This is a genomic window from Actinopolyspora biskrensis, assembly GCF_013408175.1.
Taxonomy (GTDB): Bacteria; Actinomycetota; Actinomycetes; order Mycobacteriales; family Pseudonocardiaceae; genus Actinopolyspora; species Actinopolyspora biskrensis.
The window spans coordinates 100,939-115,817 of sequence record NZ_JACBYW010000003.1 but is presented as its reverse complement, the minus strand read 5'-3'; the positions used below and the strand labels follow the sequence as shown (position 1 = coordinate 115,817).

Below are 14,879 nucleotides of genomic sequence, written 5' to 3'. Positions count from 1 at the left end.
TCCCCTACACGATCCTGCTCGAAAACACAGTTCCAAACAAGAAAAAACAAGATCACACTGTGTTTTCGGGCAGGAGGACACATGGACAGGACGCGTCGATTACGTCCTTCCGGCTGGCTGGTCCCAGCGGCGGCGGTGGCGATACTCCTTCCGCTGCTGCCCGCCGCGGCACAGGCGGAGCAGCCACCGAACGGACCCGTCGAGCCGGCGACGGTCGAGTCCTATTTGGAGGACCCGGCCCGGGTCGGGGAGAACCAACAGCCGCATCACGCCTATCTGCGGCCGTACGACAACGCGCAGCAGGCGCTGCGCAGCGCTCGGGAGGACACCGCGGCGAAAGCGGACCGCCCCACGCGGTGGACGAAGTCCCTGGACGGTGAGTGGCGGTTCCGGTACGTGGAGCACCACCGCGAGCTGGGGGACGACTGGCAGACGGGAAGTTCCACGGGCGACTGGGGCGGTATCTCGGTGCCCGGTGTGTGGCAGCAGCAGGGCCACGGGAACCCCGTGTACCGCAACGTCCCCTCGGAGATATCACCCTACGATCCGCCGAACGTCCCCGACGACGTCAACCCGACCGGCGCCTACGTGCGCCAGTTCCAGGTGCCGGAGGACTGGGACGGCAGGCGGCAGCTCCTCCGCTTCGAAGGCTCCACCGGCGGGACCTTCGTGTGGGTCAACGGGGAGTACGTCGGCTACGACCAGGGCGGCTACACCCCGGCCGAGTACGACGTGACCGAGCACCTGAAGCCGGGCGAGAACACCATCGCCGTGCGCGTGCACCGCTGGAGCTCGGGAAGCTACCTGGAGAACATGGACTTCTGGCACCTGTCCGGGATATTCCGCAGTGTCAGCATGTACAGCGTGCCGCGGACGCACATGTCCGACGTCACCGTCCGCCCCGAACTGGACGACTCCCACACCGACGCGAATCTCCGCGTCGGGGTGGAGCTGAGCCGCGTAGCGGGCGGGACCACCGGCGACCACCGGGTGCGCGCGAGACTCCACGGTCCCGACGGCGAGCGGGTGGCCGAGTTCGGGAAGAGCACCGGGATCGACGATGACTCGGCCGAAGTCGAACTCGGCCGCGGGATCGAATCGCCGGAGTTGTGGAGCGACGAGAACCCCGCGCTCTACACGGTGGTGCTGGAACTGCTCGGCCCGGACGGGCGCGTGCTGCAGACGACCCAGCAGCCGGTCGGTTTCCGCGAGGTCACCACGAAGAACAGGCAGATCCTGCTCAACGGCGAGCCCGTCCACATGCGCGGGGTCAACCGCCACGAGCACGACCCCAGGACGGGGCGGACGGTCAGTCGCGAGAGTCAGCGTCGGGACGTCGAGCTGATGCGGCGCAACAACATCAACGCCGTCCGGACCTCGCACTACCCGAACGATCCGTACTGGTACCGGCTCGCCGACCGCAACGGTCTGCTGCTGGCCGACGAGGTCGACATCGAAACCCACTACAGGGAGGACTGCTCGGCCGAACCGGAACGGGACTGCCTGGCGGACCGTCCGGAGTGGCAGGCGGCTTTCGCCGACCGCTTCTCCGCGATGGTGCAGCGCGACAAGAACCACCCCAGCGTGGTCTTCTGGGACACCGGAAACGAGGCCGGACTGGGTGAGGCCCACTACAAGATGGCCGAGTACGCCCGTTCCAACGATCCGAGCAGGCTGCTGTACCACCAGGCGAACGGCCACCACGGGGACGCTCCCTACGCGGACGTGATGGGCCCGCGCTACGCCTCGCCCGGATCGCTGGAGGAGTACGCCCGTGAAGAGGACAAGCCGGTGGTGATGGGCGAGTGGCTGCACGCCATGGGCAACAGCCTCGGCAACTACGAGGACATGTGGAAGACGATCAGACGAGAACCCTCCCTGCAGGGAGGATTCGTCTGGGACTGGGTCGATCAGGGCCTGTCCAGACCGTTGCGCGAGCTGCCCGACTCCTCCGGGAACGACATCCCGGTGCACGTCAACGGAAACCCCTCCCTGGTCGAGGGAGTGGACGGCAAGGGGCTGAAGCTGTCCGGACTGGACGACTGGGCTCAGTCCTACCGCGACCCGAAGCTGGACATATCCGGTGATGCCGTGTCGCTGGACATCAACGTCAAACCGCTCTCCTGGGAAGGTTCGAACACGTTCCTCGCCAAGGGGGACAAGCAGTGGGCGCTGCAGATGTCCGACCGCGAGCACGTGGAGTTCTTCGTCTACGGCGAGGGGGACTGGCACACCGCGCGGGTGAAGGTCCCCGAGGACTGGTGGGGCAACTGGCACCGGATCACCGGCACCTACGACGGGAACAAGGTCCGGCTGTTCCTCGACGGTGAGCGGGTGGCCTCCGAGTCCTACGACGGTGGCATCGCCGAGAACACGATGTACACGGTGACCGTCGGGCGCAACCAGGAAAAGCACAGCGACAGCTTCGCCGGCCGCACGGCGCACGCCGTGGTGGACAACGCCCGCGTCTACGACCGGGCGCTGCCCCCGGGACAGGTCGTCGCGGGCAAGGACCCGGCGGAGGACGCCGTGCTGGCGCTGAACTTCGACGAGCAGCGCCGCGAGGGGCGGTACAACACGTACGGGTCCTCGCAGTTCGTGGTCAACGGCCTGGTCAACGCCGACCGCACGCCTCAGCCCGAGCTGAAGCAGCTGGCCTACAGCCACGCCCCGGTGCGGTTCGAGAAGGTGGAGGGGGCTTCCGACGCAGCCGGGGGGAGGTTCGTGGTGCGCAACTTCAACCACACCCTCGACACCTCGGCCTACGAGCTGAGCTGGGAGCTCACCGAGAACGGCGAGAAGGTGGCCGGGGGACCCGTCGACGTGACCGTGCCCCCGGGCGAGAGCCGCGAGGTCGACCTCGACCTGCCGGAAGCGGGCGAGAAGCAGCGCCATCTCGATCTGCGAGCCCGGCTCGCCGAGTCGTCCCGCGGCATCCCGGGGGGCCACACGGTCTCCTCGGAGCAGTTCGACGCGGGTGGAAGCGTCACGCCTCCCGCCCCGGGAAGCGGGGTCGGGTCCTCCGGGACCGAGGAACTGTCCGTCGAGCGCTCCGCGGAGGAGCTCGGCGTGCGGGGTGCGGACTTCGAGTACTCCTTCGACCGTTCCACCGGTTCGCTGAGCTCGATGAACGCCGCGGAGGAACGCCGGCTGCTCGAAGGGCCGCGGTTGGACGTCTTCCGCGCTCCGCTCGGCAACGAGTGGAGCAACTGGAGCGGGGTGAACCCCGAGGCCCAGTTCCGCTCGGTCGGGCTCGACCGGTTGGAGACGAAGGTGCGCTCCCTCGAGGTGGACCGGTCCTCCTCCGAGGGGGTGCGGGTCGTGGTCAACACGCGGTCGTCGGCCCCCGACGTGGAGGGCGACGGCTTCGACAGCCGATGGACCTACCTGATCGACGAGTCCGGTCAGGTGGAACTCGAGCACCGGGTCGAGGCGTACGGGGAGCGGATGCGCTCGCTGCCCTGGCTGCCCCGGGTCGGCACGTCGATGCGCGTTCCGAAGTCCTTCGGGGAGATGACCTGGTACGGGCGCGGCCCCGGCGAGTCGTACCCCGACCGCAAGGACGCGCAGCGCATGGGCACCTGGTCGGGCAGCGTGGAAGAGCAGTGGTTCGACTTCCTGCCCCCGCAGGACAACGGTGTGAAGACGGACACCGAATGGGTCGAGCTGTCCGGGAGCAGCGGTGGGATCTCCGTCGAGGGCGACTCCCTGGCGGTCTCCGCCGACCGGCACTCCAACGCCCAGCGCACGGATTTCGCGCAACAGCTGCGCACCGATCCGTTCGTCACCCTGCACGTCTCCGCCGACGTCACCGGGCTCGGTGACACGCCGAACTCGGTGATGGACAAGTACAAGGTGCGGGCCGACCGTCCGCACACCTACTCGGTGACGCTGCGGCCCACCCGGTAACTGAGGTTTTCCGTTCTCCTCCGTCGTGGGTGGTCGTTCCGGCGCCTCCGGCGCCGGGGGAGAGGGGCCGAACCGGCGAATCGAGCGGAAGGCACCGGGTTCGGTGGGGCGGCGCGGTCGCCCCACCGGACCCGCGTTCCCTCGGTGACCTGGAGTCGGAGTACTCTGGAGCACCGTGCTCGTCATCGCGCTGGATACCTCGACCCCTGCGGTAACCGCGGGGTTGGTCGAGCTCGCGGACTCCTGGCCGCATTCCCTGGCCGAGCGCGTAACGGTCAATCCGCGCGCCCACGGTGAACTGCTGACCCCCCAACTGCTCGAGGTGCTCGCGGAAGGCGGGCACAGCCTCGCCGACGTCGACGCGATCGTCGTCGGCGCCGGTCCGGGGCCGTTCACCGGGTTACGCGTCGGGATGGTCACCGCCGCCGCGCTCGGCCACGCGGCCGGAACCAGGGTCCACCCCGTGAGCAGCCTGGACGCCATAGCAGCCCAGGTGGCCGAGAACCCCCCGGTCCTCGTGTTGACCGACGCGCGGCGCAAAGAGGTCTACTGGGCCACCTACGGTCCCGGAGGGGAGCACGGCACGCGGCAGCGACTGACCGCACCGGCCGTGAACAGCCCCTCGGAACTGCCTGGGCAACTGGACGGGAGCACGGTGGTCTCCGCGGCGGGGGAATCGGCCGCTGCGCACGCGGCTGAGCTGGGACTCGAAGTGGTCGACCCCGCCCATCCCACGCCGGAGGGGCTGGTGGCCGTGGCGCGGGAGGAACTCGGTTCCGGAGCCGACCCGCGGCCGTTGGTGCCGATGTACCTGCGCAGGCCGGACGCGGCCACGCCGGGCCCGCCCAAGACGGTGACGGTCGAGCGAGGGAAGACGTGACCGAGAATCAGCACACCGGTGGAGCCCGGATCTCGACGGCGTGTGGCGGGGCCGAGCCCTTCGTGGCGAAACTCCGCAGGAAGGACGTCGTGCGCTGTGCCGAGCTGGAGCGCAGGCTCTTCCCCACGGACGATCCCTGGCCCGAAGGTGCCTTCATCGCCGCCCTGGATCGCGGGGACTTCTACGTCGGCGCCTATGACCCCGCCGACTCCTTGATGGGCTACGCCGGGCTGGCCTTCGTGGCCAGGGGGCCCAAGGCGGAGGCCGAGGTGCACACGATCGCCGTGGCTCCGGAGGTTCAGGGCGGCGGCGTCGGGAAGAAGCTGCTGCGCAGGCTGCTCGACCGTGCCGACGAGGAGCGTGCTCAGGTGTTCCTGGAAGTGCGCACTGACAACGAAGCGGCGATAGCGCTCTACCGGCGGCACGATTTCGAGGTGGTCGGGGTGCGCAGGCGCTACTACCAGCCGTCCGGGGCCGACGCTTACACCATGCGGCGCCCGGCGCATTCGGCTGAGCAGGAAGGTGGAGCGGTATGAGTGCGAAGGGTGGCCCCGGCCGGATCGTGCTCGGTATCGAGACGTCGTGTGACGAGACCGGGGCTGGGTTGGTCCGACTGGAGCCGGACGGCTCGGTGCGGCTGTTGGCCGATTCGGTGGCTTCCAGCGTCGAGCAGCACGCGCGCTTCGGCGGCGTGGTACCGGAGATCGCGAGCAGGGCGCATCTGGAGGCGATGGAGCCGACGGTCCGCAGAGCGCTGGACGAAGCGGGACTGAACCTGTCCGATGTGGACGCCGTCGCGGTGACGGCCGGACCGGGACTCGCCGGTGCGTTGATGGTGGGGGTCTCCGCGGCGAAGGCTTACGCCGCCGCGTTGAACGTCCCGCTCTACGGGGTCAACCACCTGCTCGGTCACGTGGCCGTGGACGCTCTCGAGCACGGCCCCCTGCCCTCCCGCTGCCTGGCCATGCTCGTTTCCGGCGGGCACACCCAGCTGCTTTCGGTGTCCGGGATCGCGGGGGAGGTCACCGAGATCGGTTCGACCATCGACGACGCCGCGGGGGAGGCCTACGACAAGGTCGCGCGCATCCTGGAGCTGCCCTACCCGGGTGGTCCACCGATCGACAGGATGGCCCGCGAGGGCGATCCGAACGCGATCGCCTTCCCGCGCGGGCTCACCGGTCCGCGGGACGCGAAGTTCGATTTCTCCTTCTCCGGCCTGAAAACGGCCGTGGCACGTTGGGTGGAGCAGGCCCGCGAGACGGGGCGGCAGTTGCCGATCGCCGACATCGCCGCCTCGTTCCAGGAGGCCGTGGCCGATGTGCTCACCCGGAAGGCCGTGCGGGCCGCGGTGGAGCTCGGGCTGGACACGATGGTGCTCTCCGGCGGTGTGGCGGCGAACTCGCGGATCTCCGAGCTGGCGAAGGAGCGTTGTTCGGAGGCCGGGATCACGCTGCGGGTCCCGCGGCCGCGGCTCTGCACGGACAACGGGGCGATGATCGCCTCCGTGGGCGCGCACGTGATGGCCACGGAGGTCGAGCCCTCACCGCTCGGATTCTCGGCAGTGCCCGGCTTGTCGGTGGACACCGCGGTGGTGCGTTGACCCGGGGTCGCCCGGGGCGGTCGGTGCGGTGGGTTCTTGGCGGAACCTCGGGCAGTGCCCGGCTGCGGAGGACCTGCCTCGGGATTCACCTACGCCACGTCGGCTCTCCCGGTGGAATGGTGCCGCTGGGAGAGGCGGCGGAAAACGAGGAACCGATTTCTCACCCGAGGCAGCCGGAAGTTCCGCGAGTGGTGGTGCCGCGGGTGTCCCGGTTCCGGGCAGGACTGGGACACCCGCGGCGCACGGCCGTCACTTCCGCCGGTGCAGCTTCGGCTCCCCGTCGGTGACCACGAAGGTGGCCTCGGTCCTGGCGGGAGCCCCGCGCTCGGACACGTAGTCCAACGTCCGGTAGTCCACCCGCAGTTCCTCCGCGCTGAACCGGGTGCGCACGTAGCCGCGCCGGTCCTGGTTGAACTTCACGTGCGGATTGTCGTCGACCACGCCCTGCTGGGCCTCACCGCTGCCGTCCCCGCCGGAGGTGATCGAGGTGGTGACGAACTCCGTGCCCGCCGGAGGCGAGTCGGGGTGCTCGTGGGAGTCGCGGATCTCGGCGGCCCAGTGCTGGTGCACGTCGCCGGTGAACACCACCCCGTTGCGCACGTTGCTGTCCGCCATGGCGTGGGCGATGCGGTCCCGGTTGGCGACGTAGCCGTCCCAGGAGTCCATGTTGTAGCCCTCGCCCGGACCGGCGGTCAGGTCCAGTTTGGAGAAGAACACCTGCTGGCCGAGCACGTCCCACCGCGCGTCCGTCCTGCGGAAACCGTCGAGGATCCACTGCTCCTGACGCCGTCCGGTGATGGTGCGGTCCGGGTCGAAACGTTCCGGGCACTCCTCGTTGTAACCGTCCCCGCAGGGCTGGTCGTCGCGGTACTGCCTGGTGTCGAGCATGTGGAAGTTGGCCAGCCCGCCCCAGCGGACCCGCCGGTAGAGCTGCATGTCGATGCCTTCGGGCCGGGCACCGCTGCGCAGCGGCATGTTCTCGTAGTAGGCCTTGAACGCTGCGGCGCGGCGCTTCAGGAAGTCCTCCTGCGGTGCTTCCGGAACCTCGTCGGCCCAGTTGTTCTCGGTCTCGTGGTCGTCCCAGACCACCAGCCAGGGAGCCACCGAGTGGGCCAGCTGCAGGTCGGGATCGGTCTTGTACTGCGCGTGCCGCTGCCGGTAGTTGGCCAGCGTCTTCGTCTCCGGTCCGAGCACGGTCCGCACGTCGTCGTCCGAGGCGGGGTACTCGTACTGGTAGTCGCCGAGGTGCAGGATCAGCCCCGGCTCCTCCTCGGCCATCCGGCGGTAGGCGGTGAAGTAGCCCTGCCCGAAGTGGGAGCAGGAGGCGAAGCACAACGTCAGGTCGCCCATGTGGCCCGGAGGCGGTGCCGTGCGTGTCCGTCCGGTGGGCGACACCTCGTCGCCCACGCGGAAGCGGTAGAAGTACTCGGCGCCGGGGCGCAGGCCGTCGACCTCGACGTGGACGCTGTGGCCGTGTTCCGGGCCCGCCCAGGAGCGCCCGCGTTGCACGGGACGCGCGAAGTTCTCGTCCTCGGAGATCTCCCAGAGCACCGGGAAGGTCCTGTTCGGCATGCCGCCCATGCCGTCCGGGGCCGTCGGGTCCTGGGCGAGGCGGGTCCACAGCACGATGCCGGTCGGGAGCGGATCCCCCGAGGCGACCCCGAGAGCGAACGGTTCCCTCAGTCTGCCCGTGCCCGCTCCGGGGTGCGCGTGACTTCCGGCGTGCGCGATTCCCGCGGTCGTCCCCGCGAGTGCGGCACCGCCGACCGCGGCGGCCCCGCCCAGCAGCACCGAGCGGCGACCGAGTGGACTGTGCGAACCGGACGTGGTGGATTCGGACATCCCGCTCCTCCAGATAGCTGTTCGAAGACCAACCGCCGGACAGCCTCTCGTGCGAGGAGGGATCGGGCCACCGCGATCCGGTGGTCATCGGGTTAACTCCCGGAGACGGAGAAGTCATCACCTGTTCGGGCGAGAAGAACAGCGCGGTGCCCTTCAGGCGTGGCAGCGTCGAGAGGGCACCGCGCGAGCAGCTCGCGTCGCCGCGGGTTCCCCGCGGTGCTCTCGCGAGGGCGGTCCGGCGTCGCGCAACCGCTACCCGGGTCGGGGACCCCGCGGCGAGAGCCCGCGAGGGGCTCCGCCGAGCGACCACCTGCGACAACCCGAGTTGGTGGACTCCTGTGTGGAGGGTCAGATTCGTTGATTGGTGGGTCGCCGGGGCGGGCCGAACGGTCCGGGTGGACGGGAGGGACGGGGACGACGTTTCCAGGGCTGGTTCGTCGGCCTGGTCGGTGCGGGCATACCCGGCAACCTAGAGCACACAGTCGATCACGGTGCACGCACCCTGGGTGGTGATGAGATCTCTCGCATGTCGATCACCCGGTTCCGCGCTTCGGGGCGGGGTTCCCGAGCGGGCGGCTCCGTTGCCCGGCGCCGCCGCGCGAACCGCGCGGAGGGCCTCGGCAGGTCCGGACGGCTCGTGCCTGCTCCTTCGCCGGGCGCCGCGTGCGCATCGTCCCGAGTAAAGATGAAAACTGTTCATGTATTGCGGGGGAGCGGGGTGGAGGCCGTCCGGATCGACGTCGCTGCGCAACCGGGTGAGTTGAACACTGCGGAGCGAATTTTCGCGCTTTCGGGAGGGTCGTGTTGAAGGTTGGCACTCGCATCGGTAGAGTGCTAGATGAACGGCGCCGGAGCGCCCCGGCACCCGCGACGGCGGGGAGTCACGGAGCCGTCAGACATCCAGCCAACGCTTCGAAGGCCCCAGAAGGTGGAGGTCAAGACCGTGGCGAGCATCAAGCCGCTTGAGGACAAGATCGTTGTCCAGGCAAGTGAGGCCGAGACGACGACGGCGTCCGGCATCGTGATCCCGGACACGGCCAAGGAAAAGCCGCAGGAGGGCAAGGTCCTGGCTGTGGGTCCTGGTCGTGTGGACGACAAAGGCAACCGCATCCCGCTCGACGTCAACGAGGGTGACGTCGTGATCTACTCCAAGTACGGCGGGACCGAGGTCAAGTACAACGGTGAGGAGTACCTGGTGCTCTCCGCCCGCGACGTGCTGGCCGTCGTCAACTGACGACCGGCTCGTCCGCCTGACGAGAGTTTCTCGTCGAACCGACGGGGGACGTGAACGTCCTCGTGGGCAAGTGCCGCCCCGGCGGTCCCGAGGTGCGGACCTCCGGGGCGGTTTGCCTGCGAGTCACTGCTCGCCGGACGTAGGCAGGCGGTCGGGAACCGACCGCGCGCTCGCGTTCGACTGCGCGCCCGTTCGGCGAACAGACATCCCGGCATTCACGCTGAAGGGCTGTTGAAACATGGCTAAGCAAATCAGCTTCGAGGAGGAGGCGCGCCGCGCGCTCGAGCGTGGCGTCAACCAGCTCGCCGACTCCGTGAAGGTCACTCTGGGGCCGCGTGGTCGTCATGTCGTGCTGGACAAGCAGTTCGGCGGGCCGCAGATCACCAACGACGGTGTGACCATCGCTCGTGAGGTCGAGCTCGACGACCCGTACGAGAACCTGGGTGCCCAGCTCGCCAAGAACGTCGCGACGAAGACGAACGACGTCGCGGGCGACGGCACCACCACCGCGACCGTGCTCGCGCAGGCGCTGGTCAGCGGCGGCCTGCGCAACCTCGCCGCGGGGGCGAACCCCGCCTCGCTGGGCAACGGCATCCAGCAGGCCTCCGACGCGGTGATCGAGTCCCTCAAGGAGCAGTCCACTCCGGTCAAGGGCAGGGACAACATCGCCCAGATCGCCACCGTCTCCTCCAGGGACGAGAACATCGGCTCCCTGGTCGGCGAGGCCATGGAGCGGGTCGGCGACGACGGCGTCATCACCGTCGAGGAGTCCTCGACGCTGGCCACCGAACTGGAGGTCACCGAGGGTGTCCAGTTCGACAAGGGCTACGTCTCCCCGTACTTCGTCACCGACTCCGAGCGGCAGGAAGCCGTGCTGGAGAACGCCCAGGTGCTGCTGCACCAGGACAAGATCTCCAACATGCAGGAGCTGCTTCCGCTGCTGGAGCGGGTGGCCAACGACGGCAAGCCGCTGCTGATCATCGCCGAGGACGTCGAGGGCGAGGCGCTGTCCACACTGGTGGTCAACGCCGTGCGCAAGACCTTCAAGGTCGTCGCCGTCAAGGCCCCGTACTTCGGTGACCGCCGCAAGGCCTTCCTGCAGGACCTGTCCGCCGTTACCGGTGCCCAGCTCATCTCCCCCGACGTCGGTCTCAAGCTCTCCGAGGTCGGTCCCGAGGTGCTGGGGTCGGTCCGCCGCGTGACCGTCACCAAGGACAACACCACGATCGTCGACGGTGGCGGCAACAAGGACGACGTCCAGGGTCGCGTCAAGCAGATCCGCAACGAGATCGAGATGAGCGACTCCGACTGGGACCGCGAGAAGCTGCAGGAGCGGCTGGCCAAGCTCGCGGGCGGTGTCGCGGTTCTCAAGGTCGGTGCGGCCACCGAGACCGAGATGAAGGAACGCAAGTCCCGCATCGAGGACGCCGTCTCCGCGGCCAAGGCCGCCGCGGAGGAGGGCAGCATCCCCGGTGGTGGCTCCAGCCTGGTGCACGCCTCCAAGGCGCTGGAGAACAACCTCGGGCTCTCGGGTGACGAGGCCACCGGTGTCCAGCTGGTGCGCAGTTCTCTGGAGTCCCCGCTGTTCTGGATCGCCAACAACGCCGGCGAGGAAGGCGCCGTCGTGGTCTCCAAGGTCCGCGACATGAAGTGGGGCGAGGGCTTCAACGCTTCCAACCTCACGTTCGGCGACCTGAACGGTCCCGGCGTCGTGGACCCGCTGAAGGTCACTCGTTCGGCGGTTTCCAACGCAGCTTCCATCGCGCGCATGGTGCTGACCACGGAGAGCGCCGTGGTCGACAAGCCGGAAGAGGACGAGGACTCCTCCGGCGGCCACAGCCACTGACGACGTCCGTGCGCTGTGAGAGCCACACATGAGAATCGGGGCGGCACCTCGTGGGTGCCGCCCCGATTTCGTGTCGCGGTTCGAGCCGTCTCCGACGTGCTCCCCCCGTTGACTCCGACACGTCGGAAACTCTTCGTGCCGCGACACGGCTCACCGGCCACCGGGTCGAACCGGACGCTCCTCGGTGGCCCCGGGAACTCACAACAGAAGTTCGCTTAGCTGATCGGGCGGCCGCCCGCGTGGGTCGGCGCCCTGCGGCCTCGCGACGCATCCGGCTCCCGCACCCCCGAACCACGCACTCCGCGAGGGCTGCGCATCCGAGCCGGACGAAACCTGTGTTGTGGAAGTTCCGAAAGCGGAACTGGGCCAACGGTGATCGCAGTGGTCATACCGCCCGGCGGTGTCCGATCACGCGGGCATCGGCGCGTCCGTTTTGCGGTTGTTCTTGATGATGACCTCGCGTTCGGACTCGGACAGCCCGCCCCAGATCCCGTAGGGCTCCTGAACTGTCAGTGCGTGTTTTCGGCACTGCTCCAGAACCGGGCAGCGATGGCACACTTCCTTCGCCTTCGCCTCCCGCCTGGCCCTGGCCGGGCCGCGTTCTCCGTCCGGGTGGAAGAAGTACGCGCTGTCCATCCCCCGGCACAGGCCCTCTATCTGCCAATCCCAGATATCGGCGTTCGGTCCCGGAAGACGTCGTGTGTCCGCCATTGCGACAACCACCTCCAATTCGGTGGGTCCCCTCCCTGCCACGGTGTGTCACCGCGGCCTCGCACGGATCACAGTAAAACCGAGTCAAAGCTTGTTCAACCCTTTTTGCTGGTAAAGATGGTTCACGTTGGAGTGACAATGTGTTGGCCAGGCACGGCTTGCCTCGATGCGTGCGCTACCACGAACATGTCCCGTGATGATGTGGTCGAGGTGACGAGGTGGTCGGCTGTGGACGCCGAATCGTCCGTGTGCGGAACGGGCTCCGCCACAGCGAACGAGCCCGAAGGCAGTGGCTCCGCTGGGTGCGGGGGTGTGCGCCCCGAGGGAACCGATCCGGGGGCCGTTCCCAAGCTCTCGGTCGCGGCCGTGGCCCGCCGTCTGGGAGTGGCACCCGCGACACTGCGTACCTGGGATCGCCGGTACGGGCTCGGCCCCACGGAGCACTCCTCCGGGAGCCACCGGCGGTACGGACCGGATGACGTGGCCCGTCTCGAGCTGATGCAGCACGCTCTGCTGCGCGGAGCCTCCCCGGCCGAGGCGGCGCGCTACGCGCACGCGGCCTCCGCGCGGCAGGGCGAGGGGCGGACGGAGGCCGGAGGCGAGACCGCCCAACGAGGGTCCAGGCGGGACCCCGTCCCGGAGGGCCTCGCGGAGAACACCGACGGCGCCGTGCTGATGTCCGGGGTGCTCGAAAGCGACGGGGAGCCCTCCGAAGAACCCGTCGACACCGCCAACACCGGTGGACGTGGCCTGCGCCTGCCCGGAGCGACGCCGCTGGCACGGGGGCTGGGGCGGGCCGTGCTCGCGCTGGACTCCCCGGCCGCGCAGCACATCCTGCTGGAAAGCGTCACCCGGCAGGGAGTCGGCGCGATGCGCCGGGAGGTGCTGAGCCCGGTGACCAGGGCCCTGGCCGAGTTGCGGGAGCGCACGGGCAGCGGTGCCGAGATGCCGAAGCTGCTGGAGGACTCGGCGCTGACGGTGCTGCGCTCGGTGATCGCCGGCGCCGCGCCGCCGCGCAATCCACGCCCCGTGTTGCTGGCGACCGCTCCCGGTGAGCAGCAGTCCCTCGAGCTGATCGCGCTGGCGGCTGCGCTGGCCCGGGAGGGAGTGGGGCACCGCTTGTTCGCCTCCGCACTGCCCAGAGAGGGGCTGGAGGCGGCTATCCGGAGGGCGGCCCCGGCTGCTGTGCTCGTCTGGTCCGAGCACTCGGTTTTCGCCGATCCCCAGGTGCTCACGGGGCTGCCGCGCCCCCGGCAGCGCGTGCGGGTCTTCGCCGCCGGGCCCGGCTGGTCGACCGACGCCTTGCCGGAGTACGTCGATCACCTGGACTCCTGGGAGGGCGCGCTCACCTGTCTGGAAGGTTTCGCTCCCGCGGACAGCTCCTAGGGCTCACGGCGAAACCTCGCGCGGCTGGTCGGGTAGCCGACTCACGCGCCGGGGGCCTGCTCCGCGTGGGTGAGAGGCGCGGAGGGTCCGGTTGGCGTGGCGGTGCCGGTCGCCGCGGCGGGTGGTTCGTTGTGGGGGTGCTGAAGCGTCACATCGGTCATCGGCCGGGCAGGAGGGTACTGTTGGTGACGTATGTCACAAAATGGTTTGGCCGGGGTGGCTCCGGTTGCCCGATTTGTCCTAAGGGGACGATCAGGGGGGAGGGATTCGGATGAATCTCGCAGGTTATTGGGCGTGTTGAGATGCCTACCCCGGAACGGGTGAAATTTTTACGGCTCGGTTACTCCGTTCCGGTGAAGCCTGCGTGGTGAGTTCATAGACCGAAAGTGGAGAGAGAGTTCGTCGTGCGGGTCAAGCTCCGCCGTTTTGTGTCCGATGGGGGAAGTGGAACGTTCACTCGCCTGTAGGAAGGGAGTTCCCGTGACGACGGTCTTGATTTGCGATGACCGGCGGAGCGTCCGGGAGGGGCTCACTCGCGTGATGTCGGCCGTACCGGGAGTGAGTCGAATCGATTGCGTGGCCCACGGTGACGAGCTGCTTTCCCGGTTCGCCCGGCAGGCGGTCGATGTCGTTCTGGTGGGTACCCAACGCGCGGTGCCCAACGGAGTGGAGGCCACCCGCAGGCTCGTGTCCGCCCACCCCCAGGCCAACGTGATCGTCTTCGGCGCGCCGGACGACGCGGGCAGCATCGCCGCGGCGATCGCGGGTGGGGCACGTGGATATCTGCGTTGGGACGCCTCCCGCCCCGAGCTGGTCGCGGCTCTGGCGCACACCCTGGCGAGCACCTCGGTGCCGGCTCCGCGCCAGCCCTCCGACCCCGGCGTGCAGCTCACCGACCGCGAGCTCCAGGTGCTGCGTGGAATGGCGCAGGGCAAGAGCAACGGGCAGATCGGGCGTGAGCTCTACCTCTCCGAGGACACGGTGAAGACTCACGCGCGGCGGCTGTTCCGGAAGCTGGGGGTGCGTGATCGGGCTCAGGCCGTCGCGCACGGGTTCCGGCGTGGGCTCGTCGCCTGAGCGCTTCCGCGGAGGACGGTTCGTCCGGCTCCGGTGTGCTGTTGGCCCACGGGGCCGTGCCGGCCGTTCACGCGGGAGTCCGCCGTGAGTTCTCGGGGACGCTCTTCTCGACCGGGTGCTGTCCCCGAACCAGTCGCCCGCGGAGGCGTGCTCCCGTTCGGGAGGTCGGGAACGACTCGTGTCGCCGGCTCGTCGGGGTGCCTTCGGAACTTCCGGCGGAAAGCTTCGTCCGGCCCGTGTGCTCGGCCGCGCGGGCCGAGTCGCTCGGAGCGCGTCGTGAGCCGGGTGCATCGCGGTGCGGCGGGCCACGGGCCTGCGGGTGGCTGCTCGACGTGTCCCGCGACGCTCCCGAGTCACCGGCTCACGAAGCTGGACGGGGTTCCCTGGGCGGGGT

The 14,879-nt window shown here is 69.1% G+C and carries 10 protein-coding genes; 8 read left to right on the top strand and 2 right to left on the bottom strand.

Annotated features, from left to right (window positions below):
- Positions 1-81: 81 nt before the first annotated feature.
- The 4 genes from FHR84_RS08855 to tsaD all read left to right on the top strand — a co-directional run bounded on the left by FHR84_RS08855 (position 82) and on the right by tsaD (position 6,389).
- Positions 82-3,909 carry a glycoside hydrolase family 2 TIM barrel-domain containing protein gene (locus FHR84_RS08855; protein WP_179535013.1) on the top strand — a complete coding sequence of 1,276 codons (3,828 nt, stop codon included), beginning with the start codon at positions 82-84 and terminating at the stop codon, positions 3,907-3,909.
- A 175-nt stretch (positions 3,910-4,084) separates the two neighbouring features.
- Positions 4,085-4,789, top strand: a complete 705-nt coding sequence (gene tsaB, locus FHR84_RS08850; RefSeq protein ID WP_179535012.1) for a tRNA (adenosine(37)-N6)-threonylcarbamoyltransferase complex dimerization subunit type 1 TsaB — start codon at positions 4,085-4,087, stop codon at positions 4,787-4,789.
- Positions 4,790-4,818: 29 nt separating this feature from the next.
- On the top strand, positions 4,819-5,325 hold the full coding sequence (rimI, locus tag FHR84_RS08845) for a ribosomal protein S18-alanine N-acetyltransferase (protein WP_179535389.1): 507 nt from the start codon (positions 4,819-4,821) through the stop codon (positions 5,323-5,325).
- Positions 5,322-6,389 carry a tRNA (adenosine(37)-N6)-threonylcarbamoyltransferase complex transferase subunit TsaD gene (gene tsaD / locus FHR84_RS08840; protein WP_179535011.1) on the top strand — a complete coding sequence of 356 codons (1,068 nt, stop codon included), beginning with the start codon at positions 5,322-5,324 and terminating at the stop codon, positions 6,387-6,389. The genes rimI and tsaD overlap by 4 nt, the downstream gene beginning before the upstream one ends.
- Positions 6,390-6,638: 249 nt before the next feature.
- On the opposite strand, the gene FHR84_RS08835 is transcribed toward tsaD, so the two are convergent.
- A complete protein-coding gene (locus FHR84_RS08835; RefSeq protein ID WP_179535010.1) occupies positions 6,639-8,231 on the bottom strand; it encodes an alkaline phosphatase D family protein in 1,593 nt (530 codons plus the stop codon).
- A gap of 943 nt (positions 8,232-9,174) precedes the next feature.
- Here FHR84_RS08835 and groES point away from each other — a divergent pair.
- Positions 9,175-9,465 carry a co-chaperone GroES gene (groES, locus tag FHR84_RS08830; RefSeq protein WP_043570581.1) on the top strand — a complete coding sequence of 97 codons (291 nt, stop codon included), beginning with the start codon at positions 9,175-9,177 and terminating at the stop codon, positions 9,463-9,465.
- A 238-nt stretch (positions 9,466-9,703) separates the two neighbouring features.
- Complete coding sequence (groL, locus tag FHR84_RS08825; protein ID WP_179535009.1) at positions 9,704-11,311, top strand: chaperonin GroEL; 1,608 nt, start codon at positions 9,704-9,706, stop codon at positions 11,309-11,311.
- Between the two features lie 408 nt (positions 11,312-11,719).
- Here the strand turns inward: groL and FHR84_RS08820 are convergent, their stop codons facing one another.
- Positions 11,720-12,022, bottom strand: coding sequence for a WhiB family transcriptional regulator (locus FHR84_RS08820; protein WP_026152734.1), 303 nt, complete (start codon positions 12,020-12,022; stop codon positions 11,720-11,722).
- Between the two features lie 228 nt (positions 12,023-12,250).
- Between FHR84_RS08820 and FHR84_RS08815 the strand changes: the two genes are divergently transcribed.
- Positions 12,251-13,408, top strand: coding sequence for a MerR family transcriptional regulator (locus tag FHR84_RS08815; protein WP_343075231.1), 1,158 nt, complete (start codon positions 12,251-12,253; stop codon positions 13,406-13,408).
- A 480-nt stretch (positions 13,409-13,888) separates the two neighbouring features.
- A complete protein-coding gene (locus FHR84_RS08810) occupies positions 13,889-14,485 on the top strand; it encodes a response regulator transcription factor (protein WP_026152733.1) in 597 nt (198 codons plus the stop codon).
- Positions 14,486-14,879: the final 394 nt, after the last annotated feature.

Coding starts and splice junctions, on each gene's coding strand:
- FHR84_RS08855 (WP_179535013.1), top strand. CDS start 82: ATGGACAGGACGCGTCGATTACGTCCTTCCGGCTGGCTGGTCCCAGCG.
- tsaD (WP_179535011.1), top strand. CDS start 5,322: ATGAGTGCGAAGGGTGGCCCCGGCCGGATCGTGCTCGGTATCGAGACG.
- FHR84_RS08835 (WP_179535010.1), bottom strand. CDS start 8,231: ATGTCCGAATCCACCACGTCCGGTTCGCACAGTCCACTCGGTCGCCGC.
- groL (WP_179535009.1), top strand. CDS start 9,704: ATGGCTAAGCAAATCAGCTTCGAGGAGGAGGCGCGCCGCGCGCTCGAG.
- FHR84_RS08820 (WP_026152734.1), bottom strand. CDS start 12,022: ATGGCGGACACACGACGTCTTCCGGGACCGAACGCCGATATCTGGGAT.